This window comes from Brenneria sp. L4-2C (genome assembly GCF_040240335.1).
Lineage (GTDB): Bacteria > Pseudomonadota > Gammaproteobacteria > Enterobacterales > Enterobacteriaceae > Brenneria.
The window spans coordinates 18,648-36,573 of record NZ_JBEIAC010000016.1; the positions used below are offsets into that span (position 1 = coordinate 18,648).

Sequence of the window (17,926 nt, forward strand, 5' to 3'; positions counted from 1 at the left end):
CATGTTGGCGGTAATACCACGTAGTGTCGGAGGTAACATGAGTACGTCTTTGAATAAGCAGGAACAGCAATGGCTGGCGCGTATTGACGAATGGGTTGAGCGACATAAGGAAGAGCTGGTGGCCGATATCGCCGAGTGGGTGCGGATTCCGAGCATCAGTATCAGTCAGGACGGCGAAGACGCGCCTTTCGGCGCGAACTGCGCGCAGGTGCTGGAAGTCGCGCTCAGACGCGCGCGCGAACTGGGCTTTCGCACGCAAACGCATCAGGGTTATGCCGGTTCCATTATTTATGGCGAGCACGAACAGGATATCGGTCTGGCGAGCCATCTCGACGTGGTGCCGGAAGGCGAAAACTGGGTTTACCCGCCGTTTGAGGTTACCCGCAAGGGCGACTTTCTGATTGGGCGCGGCGTGGCGGATAACAAAGGGCCGGCGGTGCTGGATTTGTACCTGCTGCGCCTGATTCGCGATCTCGGTATTCCTCTGTCGCACAATTTGCGCCTGATTTATGGTCTGGCGGAGGAGACGGGCATGGAAGATCTGGCCTGGTATGCGCGCAACGCGCCGGTGCCGGTGGTTTCCATCGTCACTGACGGCCGTTTTCCGGTGAATTATGCCCAGAAAGGCCAGATTTCGCTGACGCTGAACGTGCCGGTGGGCGAGACGCTGCGGCATTTTTCCGCCGGTATCGCCGGCAACAGCGTGCCGGAACGGGCTGGCATTCAGCTCGACGGTATTGATTTGACCACGGCGCAGGCGGCGGTGGCGCGGCTATTCGGGCTGGCGCAAGGAAAAGTGCGCGTTGAGGCGCGTGCGCAAGGCGTATGGCTGGAAGCGCAGGGGGTCGCGGGCCATGCCGCATTTCCCGAGGGAACGCTGAGCGCGGTGCGCGTGCTGTTCGCCGCGTTGCTGGAAACGCAACTGCTGACGGGGCGCGATCGGGACGTCGCGTTGTTCTTCGAGCAGGCGCTGGTTTCCCCCTATGGCGAGCATGTCGGTATCGCTTTTGCGGATGCGCCGTCCGGCAAGCTGACATTCAATGCCGGCGTCTGGCGGCCTGACGAACGGCAGGACGCGCTGCGGGTCACCCTGGACATCCGTTATCCGGTGACGACGAAGGCGGAAGCGGTGATTGCCGGGCTGGAAAAAACGCTGGCGCCGCAGGGCATTACGCTGCTGTCATGGAAAGATACGCCGCCGTTTTATATCGAAGAAAACGATCCGCGCGTACAGATCTTACAACAAAGCTATCAGGCCATACGCCAAACCGATGAACCGCCTTACGCCATGGGCGGCATCACCCACTCGAAAGTGCTGCCCCGGGGCATCACCTTCGGGCCGGGCTATGCGCGTACCGACGGCCGAATCCCGGATTTCCTGCCGCCGGGACACGGTTTCCCGCACGGCGCGGATGAATCCCTGCATCTGCCGTCGCTGCTGTCGGTGTTCCCGATTTATGTGTTATCGATTATCCGGCTGGATAACTGGCTGCGCGAGAATCCGCAATAACCTGAATTTCTAAGGAAATAGAGTGATGCCCAATCCCCCCTCATCGCTTGTGCTGTCCGTGCGCGGTCTGAATGTGAGTTTTGCTCAGGCCGCGGGGGAGCAATCGGTGCTGACGGATATCGATTTTGATCTGTACGGCGGCGAGGTGTTGGCGCTGGTTGGCGAGTCCGGTTCCGGTAAGAGCCTGACGGCGCTGTCGATACTCGGTTTGTTGCCCGCCAATGCCCGCGTCAGCGGCGATATCCGCTATGCCGGACAGTCGCTGCTTGCGGCGTCGGAAAGCCAATTAAGGCAGATTCGCGGTAAGCGTATCGCCATGATCTTTCAGGATCCGCGTCTGGCGTTGGATCCGGTGTTCCGCATTGGCGAACAGATTACCGAGGCGCTGCTGACGCATCACAAAGCGCTCAGCCGCGCGGCCGCCCGAGCGCGCGCTCTGGAATTGCTGGAACTGGTGGATATTCCCGACGCGGCCAGCCGCATCGATGCCTACCCGCACGAACTGTCCGGCGGGCAGTGTCAGCGAGTGATGATTGCCATGGCGCTGGCGTGCGATCCGGAAATTCTGATTGCCGACGAGCCTACCACGGCGCTGGACGCCACGGTGCAGAAAGAGATACTTCAGGTATTGCGTCGTCTGCGTCAGCGTATTCCTATCGCCATCTTGCTGATCACGCATGATATGGGCGTGGTGGCGGAAAGCGCCGATAGGGTGATTGTGCTGCGCCGCGGGCGCATTGAAGAAATCACCGATATCGCCGCCTTGTTTCATCAGCCGCAATCGGCCTATAGCCGGGAATTGCTGGCGGCGATCCCTCGCTATCGTCGGCATGCGCCGACGTCGACGCCTTCTCTGCCGACGTTAGTTCAGGTGACCGGACTGTGCGTGGAATACCGACGGCATCGGCAACGCGTGCGGGCGCTGGACGATCTTTCCTTTTCCTTGCCGGCGGGCTGCTTTACCGGCATGGTGGGGGAGTCCGGTTCCGGCAAATCGACGGTGGGGCGGGTGCTGGCCGGTCTGGTTGCTCCCGGCGCCGGCGAGGTGGTGATCGACGGTATCAATATGGCAGACGGTCGGGCGCGGGATATGCGGCGCGTTCGCCAGCAGATCGGCATGGTATTTCAAAGCCCGCGCAGTTCGCTCAATCCGCGTTATACCGTGGCGCAGTCGATAGCCGAACCGCTGGCGGTGCATAGCGATCTGGCGAAACGTGCTATCGACGTTCGGGTTGATCTTTTGCTGGAGCAGGTTGGGCTGGGGAGTTCGTGGCGGCATCGTTATCCGCATGAGCTATCCGGCGGGCAGTGTCAGCGCGTAGCCATCGCCCGTGCGCTGGCGCTGAAGCCGACGCTGCTGATCGCGGATGAACCGACGTCGGCGCTGGATGTGTCGGTACAGGCGCATATTTTGACGCTGTTGAAAAATCTGCAACAGGAATACCGCTTCGGCTGTTTATTCATCAGTCACGATCTGGCGGTGGTCAGCGAATTGTGTCGTGAAGTGCTGGTACTGAAAGCGGGACGTCTGGTTGAATCGGGGCCGGTCGATAAAGTGCTGCATCATCCCGATCATCCCTATACCCGCAAACTGATCGACAGCGTTCTGTATCCGCTCGCCACCTGAGGGTTTTGTCGCGGCTGACCGGCCCCTCCCTGGGGCCGGGCCTTACGCGGCCAGCAGCTCTTTGGCGTTCGCCAGCGTATTTTTCGTGACGGCGCTGCCGCCCAGCAGCCGCGCCAGTTCCTGCAAGCGAGCGCGCTTATCCAGCGGCTGCATCAAGGTTTCCGTTTCCGCGCCGTCCGTCTGTTTGCTGACAAAAAAGTGATGATGACCGCAGCCGGCGACCTGAGGCAGGTGGGTGACGCACATAACCTGCGTGGACTCGCCAAGCTGACGCAGCATTTTCCCGACGATGGCTGCGGTCGGGCCGCTGATCCCCACGTCGACCTCATCAAAAATCAGCGCGGGCGTATCCATTTTACGCGCGGTAATCACCTGAATAATCAGCGCGATACGCGACAGCTCCCCGCCGGAGGCCACTTTAGCCAATGACTGGTGCGGCTGGCCGGGGTTGGTGGTGACGCGAAACTCGATGCTGTCCGCGCCGCTGGCCGTCAGGAATTCAGGGGTAAATTTTACGTCGATAGTGAAATGCCCGTGCGGCATGGCCAGTTCATGCATATTGCTGGTGATCAGCTGCGCCAGCTCTTTGGCGTGGTGCTGACGACGAACATGCAGCTGCTCGGCGACATGCAGCGCCTGCTGATGATATTCACTGACGGCGAGGCTCAGGGATTCATGATCGCTTTCCTGCTGCGCCAGCAACTGCTGTTCTTCCAGCAACTGCTGGTGAAACGCCGGCAAGGCTTCCGGCTGAACATGGTGTTTACGCGCCAGCGCCAACTGGCGGGATAGCCGTTGCTCAAGTTCAAACAGCCGGATAGGGTCGAGATCCATCTGTTCGCTGTAATGACGCAGTTCGTCGCTGGCCTCGCTAAGTTGGATGCCCGCTTCCTCCAGCATGGAGAGCACGCCGGACAGCTTCTCATCCATACCGACCAGCTCGCCGAGACGATGTTTTACGCTATGCAGCATGCCGAGCATATTTTGCTCTTCGTCTTCACTGAGCAACTGCAATGCCTGCTGACTCAGCGCCAGCAGTTGTCCGCTGTTCGACAACCGTTTGTATTCGGCGTCGATCTGTTCATATTCGCCGGACTGCGGGGCGAATTCATTCAGCTCTTTCAATTGATATTGCAGCAGTTCGCGACGGGCTTCCCGTTCTATGGCGGCCTGTTGCAACTGCGCCAGCGAACGGCAGCTCTGGTGCCACTGCTGCCACACTTGCTGCATGGCGCCGAGCAATTGGGCTTCATCGGCGTAGGCGTCCAGCAGATGTTTCTGGTGCTCCGGTTTGAGCAGCAACTGATGCGCGTGCTGGCCGTGCAACTGAATCAGAAGCTGGCCGAGTTCGCGCAATTGCGACAGGGGAACCGCCGTACCGTTGATAAAACCGCGCGAGCGGCCGTCCGCGCCAATCACCCGGCGCAGCAGGCACTCATTGCTGTCGTCCAGTTGATTTTGCTCCAGCCAGCGCCGCGCGCTGGGCGTGTCCGCCAGCGAGAAACGCGCGCAGATATCCGCGCGGGACGCGCCCGGCCTTACCATGCTGGCGTCAGAACGATTGCCCAGGCACAGGCCGAGGGCATCGATAGCAATGGATTTACCGGCGCCGGTTTCGCCGGTGATCACGCTCATTCCCGCCTGAAAATCGATTTCTAACTCACGCACGATGGCGAAGTTACTGATAGTGAGTTGCGCCAGCATGATAGTTTTCCTGTATGTAATAACAAGGTGTGAATGCATACAGTATAAACTGGTTTTATATACAGTAAAGTGGTGAAAAGCGATTTTAGAATAATTTTTTCGACCAGCCGAGCTTTGAACTCAACGTATTGAAATAATTATAATTTTTAGGGTGAATAAGATTCAGCGCATATTCGCTGCGGCGAATCAGCACCTCTTCCTTTTCCTGTATCGGCAGCGAAATCTGGCTGTCGCAGCTGATTTCCAAATCGCTGGTGATGTGGGAAAACTTCAAACGGATGGTGCTGCTGCTGTTGATTACCAGCGGACGCGCCGAAAGCGTATGGGGGAACATCGGCACCAGCGTAATGGCGTCCAGCGAGGGGGTCAGGATCGGGCCGCCGGCGGATAAGGAGTAGGCGGTGGAGCCGGTGGGCGTGGAAATGATCAGGCCGTCCGAACGTTGGGAGAAGGCGAAGCTGTCGTCGATATAGACTTCGAATTCAATCATGTGCGCCACTTTCCCCGGGTGGAGCACCACTTCATTAATGGCGGTGCTGCTGCTGCTGGGCCGATCGGCGCGGCAAATATGCGCTTCCAGCATAAAACGTCGTTCGCTCAGATACTGACCGCTTAATACATCGGAAAGTTGCTGTTGGGCGTGGTCGGGATCCAGATCGGTCAGAAAGCCGAGGTTGCCGCGGTTAACGCCGATAACCTGAATGTCGTAACGCGATAGTACCCGGGCGGCCCCCAGCATATTGCCGTCGCCGCCCACCACCACGGCGAGATCGGCTTTCTGACCAATCTCGGCCAGACTGCCGCTTTGCGCGCCTTTCAGATTCAGATCGAGGGCGATCTGCTGCTCAATCAACACCGTATAACCTATACTGGTCAGCCAATGATAGAGCATTTCGTGGGTCGCCAGCGCGGTAGGATGGCGCGGATGGCCGACTATGCCAATACATTTAAACGGTTTATTCATTGCTGTCGTTATCCTCGGCGTAATGAGCCAGTAGCGGGGAAATCAATATGTGACTGATTCCCTTGAATCCCCGGTTTTGATCCCCATAATAAGCAACTAGCGGGATTAATGCTAAAACGCGGAGAATTTCATGAGTAGTAAAGAACAGAACACGCCTGACGAGCAAGTCTTGGATCAAACGGACGCGGCAAAAGGGCAACAGGCGCAAGGCGCAGCAGATGCAACCGACCCACGCGATGCGCGTATCGCCGAACTGGAAGCGCAGTTGAGCGAGTTGCAACAGCGTGAACGTGATAACGTGCTGCGCGCCCGCGCCGAAGCCGATAATATCCGCCGCCGTGCGGAAATCGATGTTGAGAAGGCGCATAAATTCGCGGTGGAAAAATTCGCCAGCGAAATGCTGCCGGTGATCGACAATCTTGAACGTGCGCTGGATTTGGCGGATAAATCCAACGAAGCGTTGGCGCCGATGGTTGAAGGTATCGAACTGACGCTGAAATCACTGCTTGATGCCGTGCATAAGTTTGGCATTGAAGTCATTGAGGACGTGAATGTTCCCTTTAATCCGGATGTCCATCAGGCCATGACCATGCTGGAATCCGCCGATCACGAACCCAATCACGTCATGATGGTGATGCAGAAGGGCTACACGCTGAATGGACGCCTGCTGCGTCCGGCGATGGTGGCGGTCTCTAAAGCGAAAGCCTGATTACCTTTCATCTTTCACGTCGCAGACCGGGATATCTGTTGTTTCCTGCGGCCTGAGACCTTGCGTTACACTCTGACCCCATGCCTCGGCGTGGGGTTTTTGTTTATATTTTGTTAAGGTTTTTTTATTAAAGGCGTGTTTTTTATCCTCTTGTTGGACCATCATATTTATCTATCAGAAGAATCGTTATTGCCATTTTAAATGCGCTTGATAATCATTATCATTTATGTGAAGGTGATAAAAACAATAGCGTTAGAAGGGTTATACTATGTCGAGCAGTCGAGTCGCCGAATCAGCACGCCGTACATCAAGAAAAGTTAAACTTTCTTTGATGGGGCCGGCGTTTATCGCGGCGATCGGGTACATCGATCCTGGTAACTTCGCAACCAATATTCAATCCGGCGCCGCCTACGGCTACACCCTGTTATGGGTTGTGGTATGGGCCAATGTCATGGCGATGTTGATCCAACTGTTGTCGGCCAAGCTGGGGATAGCCACCGGAAAAAATCTGGCGGAACTGATCCGCGATCGTTTTCCACGCCCCGTGGTTTGGGCCTACTGGGTTCAGGCCGAGGTTATCGCGATGGCGACCGATCTGGCTGAATTTATCGGCGCCGCCATCGGTTTCAAACTGCTGTTGGGCGTCTCCCTGCTTGAAGGGGCGATTCTCACCGGCATCGCCACCTTTTTGATTTTGATGCTGCAACGGCGCGGGCAGAAGCCGCTGGAGATGGTGATCGGCGGATTGTTGTTGTTTGTCGCCGCCGCTTATATCGTCGAACTGGTTTTCTCTCAGCCTGAATTAGCCGCACTGACCCGCGGACTCGCCATTCCCAGCCTGCCGACGTCGGATGCGGTGTTTCTGGCGGCCGGCGTGCTGGGCGCAACCATCATGCCTCACGTGATTTATCTGCACTCATCTCTGACGCAGCGCGCGGGGGGACACTCCCGCGCCGAACGCTATTCCGCCACGAAAGTCGACGTCGCCGTGGCCATGACCATCGCCGGGTTTGTCAATCTGGCCATGATGGCGACCGCCGCCGCGGCCTTCCATTTCAGCGGCAATCAGAATATCGCCGATCTGGATCGGGCCTATCTGACGCTGGAGCCGCTGCTGGGCCAGGCCGCAGCGACGATTTTCGGCCTGAGTCTGGTGGCGGCGGGACTCTCCTCGACCGTGGTCGGCACGCTGGCCGGACAGGTGGTGATGCAGGGGTTCGTCCATTTCCATATTCCGCTGTGGGTACGGCGGAGCGTCACCATGCTGCCCTCATTCATTGTTATTTTGCTGGGCATGGATCCCACCCAGGTGCTGGTATTCAGTCAGGTTATCCTGAGCTTTGGTATCGCGCTGGCGCTGATCCCCTTACTGTCCTTCACCGGCAACCGGGCGTTGATGGGAGAGATGGTAAACAGCCGGTTAATACAGAATGTCGGAAAAGCGATAGTTTTCGTTGTGGTGGCGCTTAATGTTTACCTGCTCGTCAGCACGGCGTTGGGATGGTGACACTACGTGCATTCCGCCGGATCCCGCTTTATCATCGGGCATTGAATTTTTTGTAACGGGCCTTGCCGCCCGTTATCCTTCCTGGTGCCGTCGCAAACGACGTTTTATTTGGGGGCTGTGATGTCGTCGCCTATCAATATCATTGAAAAAAAACTATTGTCCGATCATTGGTTTATTCTGCATAAATATGTTTTTGATTTAAAAAGAAAGAATGGCGGCGTCGTCCGTCAGATCCGCGAGGTTTACGACCGGGGGGACGGCGCGACCATCCTGCTGTATAACCGGCGCAAGGGTACCGTTATCCTGACCCGGCAGTTTCGTATCCCAACCTACCTGAATGGCAATGAAAGCGGCATGCTGCTGGAGGCTTGCGCAGGCATGCTGGACAATCACTCGCCGGAAGCCTGCGTGCGCAACGAGGCGATAGAAGAAACCGGTTATGCGGTCGGTCAGGTGGAGAAACTGTTTGATGCCTATATGTCGCCCGGCGGGGTGACGGAGCGGCTGCATTTTTTCGCCGCCGAGTATAGCGATGCCGACCATAACAACACGGGCGGCGGTGTCGAGGACGAAGATATCGAAGTGCTGGAATTGCCCTTCACGCAGGCCATGGACATGATAAATGACGGCCGCATTAAAGACGCGAAAACCATTATGCTGCTGCAACACGCCTATATTCGGGGATGGTTTGCGAAATGACGTCGTAATCCGTCCTTTACGTGCGCTTGTCCGGCTGGTTAAGCGCGTATTTATTGAATGCGGTTCAACAACGATGAGTCGAACGCGTTACCCGAATGCGTCCGGCTCTGTCATCCGCCGGTTTGGGTGCGGATTGCCGGCGGCGAAAAATTACAGTCTGGCCGCCAGCAGGTTTTCCAGCTTTTGCTGATCGGCGGCGAACAGACGGATCCCCTCCGCCAATTTATCCACTGCCATCGGATCCTGATTATGCTCCCAGCGAAATTCGGGTTCGGATAAGGCCGCCGGGTGGTGAAACGCTTCCGTTGACGGCGTGAGTCGGCGCTCCACCCGCTCGGTGCTATTTTTTAATTGCGCCAGCAGCGGCGGGGCAATGGTCAGTCGATCGCAGCCCGCCAGCGCCAGAACCTGCTCTACCTTGCGGAAGCTTGCTCCCATAATCACGGTTGAGTAGCGGTAGCGCTTATAGTAATCATAAATATTGCGAACCGATTCAACGCCGGGATCCTGCTCGACCTGATAATCGTCGGCAGGCTGTTTAGCCTGATACCAGTCATAAATTCGGCCGACAAACGGCGATATCAGGTAGACACCGGCTTCAGCACAGGCGCGGGCCTGAGCGAAAGAGAACAGCAGCGTCAAATTACAGTTGATGCCTTCACTTTCCAGTTCTTCAGCCGCGCGGATTCCCTCCCAGGTCGCAGCAAGCTTGATCAAAATACGTGAACGGGGAATCTCTTTTTCCTGATACATCCCAATCAGCTTACGGGCTTTCGCTACGCACATACCGCGATCGAAAGAGAGCCGGGCATCCACTTCCGTGGAAATCCGCCCCGGAATAGTTTGCAGTATTTCAGCGCCGATGTTGATCGCCAGCCTGTCGCAGGCATTAATGAGCTGAGTCGCTTTACCGCCGCCTTGTTGGCGGGCATAGGTAAGCGCATCGTCGAACAGGGATTGATACTGAGGTAGCGGCGCGGCTTTCAGGATCAAGGATGGGTTGGTGGTGGCGTCCTGCGGCGCGAACTGGCGTATGGCCTCGATATCGCCGCTGTCGGCGACCACCACGGTGAACTGTTTAAGGGCGTCTAACTGGTTCATGGCTGAGTTCCTTGCATCGAAGTGGGAAAGGCTCACCGATCGTTTTCCTGATTTTCGTAATAGCTTATTTTCTCGACTTTGGGGGCGGATCCGCCGCCTTCAAACTCGGATGTCAGCCACACGGAGACGATCTCTTTTGCCAGCTCAGGGCCGATGACCCGCGCGCCGAGCGCAATAATCTGCGCATCGTTGCTTTTTCGCGCGCGTTGGGCTGAATAGGTATCGTGGCACTGTGCCGCACGGATACCGGTCACTTTATTGGCGACAATACTCATGCCGATCCCGGTGCCGCACAGCAGGATCCCTCGCGCATGTTTACCGTCTTTAATCGCGTGCGCCAGCGTGTAGGCAATATCCGGGTAGATCGGATTATCGCCGGTCGGATCGTAACTATAGTCGGTTACCTGTAATCCCTGTTGCTGCAAGTAATCAACAATCGTGTTTTTCAGATCAATTGCGGCACTGTCCGCACCTATCGCAATCGAGAGCATGTCTACCTCCTGCCTTTTGAAATGTACCGGCTATAAACATATACCGCCATGATCAAATGTTCAATTGATGAATATTTGTTTTATTGATTACAGGTATAAACATTCTTTAAAAGAGCATTTTTTGTCCAGAAGGATGAGTTTTAGCGGCTTTTTTACCTTTTTGATACATATCTGGATCATGCTCACACTTTTTAAACGTCAGCTATAGGCAAAAGATCGTGGTAAAGCTATTGTTCATATGTTCATTGAATGTGTTAATGATCTAAACCTTTTTGAGGAGATCACAATGTGTCAGACCTGCATGCACGAGATAAAAAAGACAAAAAAGAGAGAAGGTCGCACCGGGTACCCAATGATCAAGTATTACGGCGTTGCTCAGGAACAGCCTGGCGTAGAGGCGGAGTTACGGAATGGTGTGACTATCGGTCGTGAGGAGTCCGTATGAGTAAGATCTCTGTTACTGAAACCGCAGAACAGTCTTCAATCCCGTCTTCTGTAGAAAAATCGACCATTCGCAAGATTTCCCTGCGTCTGGTGCCTTTCGTCGGGTTGATGTTCTTCATTAATTTTCTCGATCGCACAGCGATATCTTTCGCTGGCCCTAATGGTATGAATACCGATCTGTCGCTGACCGTTGCGCAGTTCGGACTGGCTTCCGGCATTTTTTTCATTGGCTATATTCTGCTTGAAGTACCCAGCAATCTGGCGCTGCACCGTTTCGGCGCCCGCAAGTGGTTATCGCGCATCATGGTGACCTGGGGGATTGTTTCGCTGCTGTTTACCTGGGTCAGCAGCGTCGAAGGACTGTATACGCTGCGATTTTTACTGGGGATTGCGGAAGCCGGTTTTTTCCCCGGCGCGATTCTGTTCCTCAGTATGTGGGTTCCAGCCCGCTACCGCAGCAAAATCCTGGCGCTGTTTTATCTGGCTCAACCGCTGACGGTGGTGCTGGGCGCGCCGCTGGCCGCCTGGCTTATCGATCAGCATGGCTTATTCGGGCTTTCCGGCTGGCGCGTGATGTTTCTCGGCGTATCAATACCGGCAATTGTCGTCGGCATTATTACCTGGTTCTATCTGGCCGATCGCCCGGCAGAAGCAAAATGGTTGAATGATGACGAGAAACGCTGGCTGGTGGGCGAGCTGGAGAGCGAACACGCCACGAAAAACCACAGCAAGCACCCTGGCGTCATGACCGTGATGTTTAACAAACGCGTATGGGTGTTGTGTCTGATTTACTTCGGTTTCATTTATGGCCTGTATGCGCTGGCGTTCTTCCTGCCAACCATTATCGCCGGTTTCCAACAGCAGTTCGGAACGACGTTTAATGTCATGGAAAAAGGGCTGATTACCGCCGTGCCGTATCTGCCTGCCGCCATCGTCATGTATTTCTGGTCGCGTGACGCCACTCGACGCGGCTGTCGTTCATGGCACATCGCCATTCCGGCGCTGACCGGCGCGGTCAGTATTCCTCTGGCGCTGTTTATGGAGTCGCCGACGGCGACGATAGCCGTGATTACGGTGACCGCCTGTTCCATTTTTGCCGCCTTGCCCAACTTCTGGACGCTGCCGACTCAGTTCCTGACGGGGGCGTCGGCCGCCGCCGCTATCGCATTGATTAACACCATTGGCAATATCGCCGGTTTCTCCGCGGGATACATAACAGGTATGGTGCGTGGCCTCACCGGAACCTACATTATTCCGATGATGATCGTCGGCGGCCTGATGCTGCTTTCAGCCGTGTTAATTGTCCTGCTCAGCCGTTCGGATCGGCAATCCAAAGCCGTATCCGCAACACAGGAGCATTGATATGACTTATTTGTTCAACCAACCTTCCGCGTTTGCCCGGGAATTAGTCGAAGGCTTTGTCGCCGCGCATGCCGGCAAGGTACGTCAGGTTCCCGGCGGCGTGGTGAGAAGTACGCGCAGTCGTGAAGGTGGGGTCGCCATTGTGGTGGGCGGCGGTTCCGGCCATTATCCGGCGTTCGCCGGGCTGGTCGGCCAGGGGCTGGCGCACGGCGCGGCAATGGGCAATTTGTTTGCCTCGCCTTCCGCACAGCAGATCTGTTCTGTCGCCAGAGCTGCGCACAATGGCGGCGGCGTACTGCTGACATTCGGCAACTACGCGGGAGATGTTCTGCATTTTGGTCAGGCTAAGGCGCGCCTGAATGCGGAAGGTATTCCCTGTGAGCTGCTGGCGGTGACCGATGACATCTCCAGCGCGCCGCTGAACGAATGGCAAAAGCGACGCGGCGTGGCGGGCGATTTGATGGTCTTCAAGACCGCCGCCGCCGCCGCGGAAGCCGGATACGATCTGGCCGCGGTACTTGAGATCGCCACGCGAGCCAATCAGCGCACGCGTTCATTAGGCGTCGCGTTTTCCGGTTGTACTCTGCCGGGGGCGGAACAGCCGCTGTTTCAGGTTCCTGCCGGTACGATGGCGGTAGGTATGGGGATCCACGGCGAGCCGGGCATTCAGGAAGGACCGATATCCAGCGCGGATGAACTGGCGGAACTACTGGTGAGTTCACTGTTGGCGGAAGTGCCGGCGGGGATTGGCGACATTGCCGGGCAGCGGGTCAGCGCGATCCTTAATGGCCTGGGCTGTGTGAAGTATGAAGAACTGTTTGTGGTTTATCGCCGGGTTTCGCAACTGCTGGCTGAACAGGGGTTAACGGTGGTGGAACCGGAAGTCGGCGAACTGGTGACCAGCTTTGACATGGCGGGCCTGTCGCTCACGTTGTGCTGGCTGGATGACGAACTGGAGCGATTCTGGCGCGCGCCGGCCGATACGCCCGCGTTCCGTAAAGGCAGCGTGTTGGCCGCCGAACCGTTGGCCGAGCGGGAACTGGCGGCCGAGCCGGAAACGATCCCGCCGGCGACGGACGTCTCAAGGGATGCGGCTCGCTGTGTGTCCGCCGCGCTGGATGCGGCAAAACGGGTGATTGTGGAAAACGTTGCAGAACTGGGACGTATTGACGCCATCGCCGGCGATGGCGATCACGGCATCGGTATGGAGCGCGGCGTGATTGCCGCGGCAGAGAAAGCGGCGGAGATGCTGGCGCGGCAGGCGGGGGCCGGCACGTTATTACAGCGTTCGGCGGATGCCTGGGCCGATCGGGCCGGAGGCACCTCCGGCGCGATTTGGGGCGTGGCGCTTAACGCGCTGGGCATCGTGCTGGGGGATGAGAAACGACCTGATGGCCACTGCGTGGCGGAGGGCGTCCGCCAGGCCAAAGAGAGCATTATGCATTTTGGCAAGGCGAAACTGGGCGATAAAACGCTGGTTGATGTGCTGAGTCCGTTTAGCGATGAACTGACCCGGCTCGTCAATGAAGGCGCCTCGTTGCCTCAGGCCTGGCAGCAGGCGGTGATTCGCGCGCAGCGGGCGGCGCAAGAAACCGCGCATCTGCGTCCCAAAATTGGCCGCGCTCGTCCGCTGGCGGAAAAAAGTCTCGGCACGCCCGATGCGGGTGCGGTATCGCTGGCCATGATTGTTGAGGCCGTCTCGGCGGTATTGAATTCCGCGCAAACTTCAGCGTCCTCCTCTCAGGCGGTGACGCACGGGGAGTGTGAGCGATGAGCGCACGTAAACTGACGCTGGGCGTCAGCCTGAAAATGTATTTCGGCTATCAGCAAACGCTCGACTGGTGCCGGAAAGTCGGCGCCGTCGTTGCACAGCACCCTCTGGCGTCGAGGCCGCAGGTCAGGCTATTTGTTCTACCCGCCTTTCCGGCTTTGGCGCCGGTTATTCGCACTCTGGCCGACGGCCCGGTCGGTGTGGGCGCGCAGGATCTGCACTGGGCGGACAGCGGCGCGTTTACCGGTGAAGTCAGCGGCGCCATGCTGCATGAAATAGGCTGTCGCTATGTGGAAATCGGCCATGCCGAGCGCCGTCGCTACTTTGGCGAAACGGATGAACATATCGCGCTGAAAACCGCCGCCGCCTGGCGTAATGGCCTGACCCCGGTGCTGTGCGTCGGCGAGGAAAATCGTGGCTCGGTGCGGCAGGCGATCGAAATCTGCCAGGCGCAGTTGGACGCCGCGCTGGATCTGGCCCGGAAGCAGCAGCTAACCGGCGATTTGATCCTGGCCTATGAGCCGCAGTGGGCGATCGGCAGTATCGAGCCCGCGCCGGTTGATGAAATTAGCGAAGTTTGTCAGGCGCTGAAGCAGAAATTCAACCAGCAGGCGGACGTGCGCGATGGTCGGGTGATTTATGGCGGCAGCGCTGGACCGGGATTGCTGAGTCAGCTTGGCGAACCGGTTGACGGTCTGTTTTTGGGGCGTTTCGCCCATGATCCGGCCGCTTTCCGGTCGATTTTGGATGAAGCGCTGGCGCTGCATCGGTAGGCGCAAGGACTACAGAGGAAAAAAAATGGCAATCGGATTAAGCACCTATGCATTTTTTTGGCGAGCCTCTTCCCGCGTGCCGACGCCGCTGGGACTGGAAGCCATGCTGGAACAAACCGCGGAAGCCGGCGCGAGTGTTTTTCAGATTTGTGATTATGCCGCGCTGGAAACGTTATCGGCGCCCGAACTGGAGCATTTGCGCCAGCGTGCGGTCGATCAGGGGGTTCAGCTTGAGCTGGGGACGCGCGGGCTGGCGACGGAACACCTGTCGCGTTATCTCGCTATGGCGCGCGCGCTGGACGTGCGTTTTGTGCGCACGATGTTCAATTCCGCCGCGCACAAGCCTACGCAGGAAGAGGCGCTGGCATTGCTGCGTCGCGTGCTGCCCGAGTTTGAAACACTGGATGTCCGCCTGGGGCTGGAGACGTACGAACAGGTCAAAACCCGTGACGTGCTCGCCGTCGTCGATGCCATTGATAGCCCCGCGCTGGGAATTTGTCTCGATCCCGGCAACTGCGTTGCCGCGCTGGAATATCCGCGTGAAGTGATCGACATGGCGGCCAGTCGCGTCGTGAACCTGCATATTAAAGATTTCGCTTTTGCCCGGCAGGAAGGGTGGGTTGGTTTTACTTATTCAGGCTGTCTGCTGGGAAACGGCTTACTGGATTACGACTATCTCCAACAGGCCGTTCGTCCGAATGAAAACAATATCAACCAGATCGTCGAGCACTGGCTTCCGTGGCAGTCCAATGCAGAAGAAACCTGCCGGCTGGAAGAAGTCTGGACGCGTCATAGCCTGCATTACCTGTACGGCAGGAACCCGTCTGCGCCTTCTGCGCGACAGGAAACTCATTCTGTTTAAACAAAATCCGATGTACCCAAATTCGAGGAGTAATCGTCATGGCTGCTGAATTAAAAAAAATTACGGTATTAGGTGCCGGCGGTAAAATGGGCATGCGCATTTCCGCCAATTTCCAGAAAAGCGACTATCAGGTTTTCTACTGTGAGAACTCGCCGCGCGCGCAGGAACAGGTTATTGCCGCGGGCAGAGAGTTGTCCGTCGCCGAGCATGCCATCCCGGAAAGCGACGTGGTGATTCTGGCCGTGCCGGATATTGCCCTGAAGGTCGTATCGGCGCAGGTTGTCCCGCAGATGAAAAGTTCCGCTATCCTGCTGACGCTCGACCCGGCAGCGGCTTATGCCAATCTGATCGCCAGGCGCGATGATATCGACTATGCCGTTGCGCACCCTTGCCATCCGTCGGTGTTCCTGGACCGTTTCACGCCGGAAGAGCACGCTGATGCTTTCGGCGGCGTCGCCGCGCCTCAGCACGTCGTCGCATCTTATGAAACGGGCAGCGATGAGCAGAAAGAGACGCTGGCCCATGTAATCAAAGTGATGTACGGCCCGGTGCTTGACGTACACTGGGTGACGGTAAAACAGCTCGCCTATCTGGAGCCGACGCTGGTAGAAACCGTAGCCTGCATGGTGGGTACCTTTATGAAAGAAGCGCTGGATGAAACCATTCACACCGTTGGCGTGCCGGAAGCCGCGGCGAAAGCGATTCTTTATGGCCATATCCAGATTGCGCTGGCTGTCGCCTTCCGCAGTACCAACCCATTCTCCGACGCCTGTATGATCGCTATTGAGTACGGTAAAGAGAACATTATCAAACCTGACTGGAAGAAGATCTTCGATGAGAAAGAGCTTGATTTGGTGATTGCGCGTATGCTGAAAATCGACGCCATATCACGTTGAGTAACGGAAAAGTTGTTTCAGCAGGTCATATCGACGGCGCCGGCCATTGGCCTGGCGTCGTCGCATTATAATTTGTACCCTTTACATTATTTCTATATCACGGCGCCGGGGTTGAGCCGTGTTCTCCATCATGCAACAATCTCTTACCACGACCTGTTTTCATCTGTAGGTACAGCGTCTGTATAAATTGCTTTATACCCGCCATCCTTCAAGTCGCAGATGCATTGGCTGTTTTACCCGGCCCGTTCCCGGTGGCCGCCTTTCATGCCACTCGACATCTATTGGGTATAGGGTCGCATCACCTTGTTTAAGGAAAATTTTACCGGATGGAAAAGCAACCAGGATCTCAGGAAAACGAACTGCTGACTGAAATTGCCGTAGCCTATTATCAGGACGAAATTACTCAGGAAGAGATCGCGAAGAAGTTCGGCATTTCACGCATCAAGGTTGGTCGTTTGCTCAAACGGGCAAAGGAGGAGGGGATTGTTGAAATTACCGTACGCTATCATCCGGTATTCAGTACCCGCCTTGAACAGCAAATGCTGGAGCGTTTTCCGATAAAACGCGCGTTGATCGCGCTGGATTATCAGGGGGAGGAAGAACAACGGCGTCAGGTGGCGGCGCTGGTTTCCAACCATCTGGCGCTGACCCTAAAAGATGACATGGTCGTGGCCGTCGGGCAGGGGCGCAATGTCGCGGCCGTGGCCGATCACGTCAGTAATGTGGTTGAGCGTAACTGTCGCTTTATCTGCGGTATCGGCGGGACGCATCGCCCCGGCGATGCCATCAACGCCGACCACATTAGTCGGCGTCTGGCGAAGAAATTCGGCGGCAGCAGCGAAACGCTTTATTCCCCGGCCTATGTTGAGAATCGGGCGCTGAAAGACGCGTTTATGCAAAACGGCACCATTAAGGAAACGCTGGATCGGGCGCGCAAAGCGGATATTGCGCTGGTCGGTATTGGCGATATGAACGAAAATAGCTACATGGTGAAGCTGGGTTGGTTTACGCCGCACGAGATTATCGATGCGAGCCTCAATCAGGGCGTCATTGGCGATATCGCCGGCTATGATTTCTTTAATGCGCAGGGTCAGCATGTCGATACGGTCATGAACGATCGGGTGATTGGCGTCAGTATTGAGGAACTGCACAAAATCCCTTGTGTGATTGCCATTGCCTCCGAAAATACCAAAGCGTTGGCGATCCTTGGCGCGTTGCGCACCGGCGCGATTGATATTATCGCCACCAGCGCCGGGAATATCCGCACGATTTTAAACATGACGCAGTGAAGTCTGTCCCGTCAAAGCGCCGCTTGTCTAACTCCCGATACTGATTTTGCCGCCGGTAACCCGCGCCGGCGGCAAAACCGAGTTGTAAATTAATTATATTAACTATATTAAGCGAAATTAAATTCCGCTTTTTGCCGTCCTTCAAAGTTTAACAAACCACACACATTATACTGGCCCTCTATAACCTCATTCCCTCCCCATAACGAAAACAGACAAA

At 56.5% G+C, this 17,926-nt stretch carries 15 protein-coding genes; 11 read left to right on the forward strand and 4 right to left on the reverse strand.

Features of this window, described 5'->3' with window-relative positions; all coding sequences use genetic code 11:
- The first annotated feature begins 37 nt into the window (after positions 1–37).
- Together ABRZ26_RS18900 and ABRZ26_RS18905 are read left to right on the forward strand one after the other, a co-directional pair.
- The gene (locus ABRZ26_RS18900; protein WP_319605670.1) at positions 38–1,510 is read left to right on the forward strand and encodes a Sapep family Mn(2+)-dependent dipeptidase; all 1,473 of its coding nucleotides are present in this window, start codon (positions 38–40) and stop codon (positions 1,508–1,510) included.
- A gap of 25 nt (positions 1,511–1,535) precedes the next feature.
- A complete protein-coding gene (locus tag ABRZ26_RS18905) occupies positions 1,536–3,137 on the forward strand; it encodes a dipeptide ABC transporter ATP-binding protein (protein ID WP_319605671.1) in 1,602 nt (533 codons plus the stop codon).
- A 42-nt stretch (positions 3,138–3,179) separates the two neighbouring features.
- Here the strand turns inward: ABRZ26_RS18905 and recN are convergent, their stop codons facing one another.
- Positions 3,180–4,841, reverse strand: coding sequence for a DNA repair protein RecN (gene recN / locus ABRZ26_RS18910; RefSeq protein WP_319605672.1), 1,662 nt, complete (start codon positions 4,839–4,841; stop codon positions 3,180–3,182).
- 85 nt (positions 4,842–4,926) lie between these two features.
- A complete protein-coding gene (gene nadK / locus ABRZ26_RS18915; protein WP_319605673.1) occupies positions 4,927–5,805 on the reverse strand; it encodes an NAD(+) kinase in 879 nt (292 codons plus the stop codon).
- A gap of 130 nt (positions 5,806–5,935) precedes the next feature.
- On the opposite strand from nadK, the gene grpE reads away from it, so the two are divergent.
- The 3 genes from grpE (at position 5,936) to nudK (ending at position 8,720) form a co-directional block, all read left to right on the forward strand.
- Positions 5,936–6,514, forward strand: coding sequence for a nucleotide exchange factor GrpE (grpE, locus tag ABRZ26_RS18920; protein WP_319605674.1), 579 nt, complete (start codon positions 5,936–5,938; stop codon positions 6,512–6,514).
- A gap of 268 nt (positions 6,515–6,782) precedes the next feature.
- The gene (locus ABRZ26_RS18925; protein ID WP_319605675.1) at positions 6,783–8,021 is read left to right on the forward strand and encodes an Nramp family divalent metal transporter; all 1,239 of its coding nucleotides are present in this window, start codon (positions 6,783–6,785) and stop codon (positions 8,019–8,021) included.
- Positions 8,022–8,141: 120 nt separating this feature from the next.
- Positions 8,142–8,720 carry a GDP-mannose pyrophosphatase NudK gene (gene nudK / locus ABRZ26_RS18930; RefSeq protein ID WP_319605676.1) on the forward strand — a complete coding sequence of 193 codons (579 nt, stop codon included), beginning with the start codon at positions 8,142–8,144 and terminating at the stop codon, positions 8,718–8,720.
- Between the two features lie 150 nt (positions 8,721–8,870).
- Here the strand turns inward: nudK and tal are convergent, their stop codons facing one another.
- Both tal and rpiB read right to left on the reverse strand, forming a co-directional pair.
- Complete coding sequence (tal, locus tag ABRZ26_RS18935; protein WP_319605677.1) at positions 8,871–9,821, reverse strand: transaldolase; 951 nt, start codon at positions 9,819–9,821, stop codon at positions 8,871–8,873.
- A gap of 32 nt (positions 9,822–9,853) precedes the next feature.
- The gene (gene rpiB, locus ABRZ26_RS18940) at positions 9,854–10,312 is read right to left on the reverse strand and encodes a ribose 5-phosphate isomerase B (protein ID WP_319605678.1); all 459 of its coding nucleotides are present in this window, start codon (positions 10,310–10,312) and stop codon (positions 9,854–9,856) included.
- 441 nt (positions 10,313–10,753) lie between these two features.
- Here rpiB and ABRZ26_RS18945 point away from each other — a divergent pair, with 441 nt between their 5' ends.
- The 6 genes from ABRZ26_RS18945 (at position 10,754) to ABRZ26_RS18970 (ending at position 17,709) form a co-directional block, all read left to right on the forward strand.
- Complete coding sequence (locus ABRZ26_RS18945; protein ID WP_319605679.1) at positions 10,754–12,118, forward strand: MFS transporter; 1,365 nt, start codon at positions 10,754–10,756, stop codon at positions 12,116–12,118.
- Position 12,119: 1 nt separating this feature from the next.
- Positions 12,120–13,892 carry an L-erythrulose kinase gene (gene lerK, locus ABRZ26_RS18950; RefSeq protein ID WP_319605680.1) on the forward strand — a complete coding sequence of 591 codons (1,773 nt, stop codon included), beginning with the start codon at positions 12,120–12,122 and terminating at the stop codon, positions 13,890–13,892.
- Positions 13,889–14,662: an L-erythrulose-1-phosphate isomerase gene (gene lerI, locus ABRZ26_RS18955; RefSeq protein WP_319605681.1), complete on the forward strand. Its 774-nt coding sequence runs from the start codon at positions 13,889–13,891 to the stop codon at positions 14,660–14,662. The genes lerK and lerI overlap by 4 nt, the downstream gene beginning before the upstream one ends.
- A 25-nt stretch (positions 14,663–14,687) precedes the next feature.
- Positions 14,688–15,524, forward strand: coding sequence for a sugar phosphate isomerase/epimerase family protein (locus tag ABRZ26_RS18960; protein WP_319605682.1), 837 nt, complete (start codon positions 14,688–14,690; stop codon positions 15,522–15,524).
- Between the two features lie 38 nt (positions 15,525–15,562).
- A complete protein-coding gene (locus ABRZ26_RS18965; RefSeq protein ID WP_319605683.1) occupies positions 15,563–16,420 on the forward strand; it encodes a phosphogluconate dehydrogenase C-terminal domain-containing protein in 858 nt (285 codons plus the stop codon).
- 326 nt (positions 16,421–16,746) lie between these two features.
- Complete coding sequence (locus ABRZ26_RS18970; protein ID WP_319605684.1) at positions 16,747–17,709, forward strand: sugar-binding transcriptional regulator; 963 nt, start codon at positions 16,747–16,749, stop codon at positions 17,707–17,709.
- The last annotated feature ends 217 nt before the right edge of the window (positions 17,710–17,926 follow it).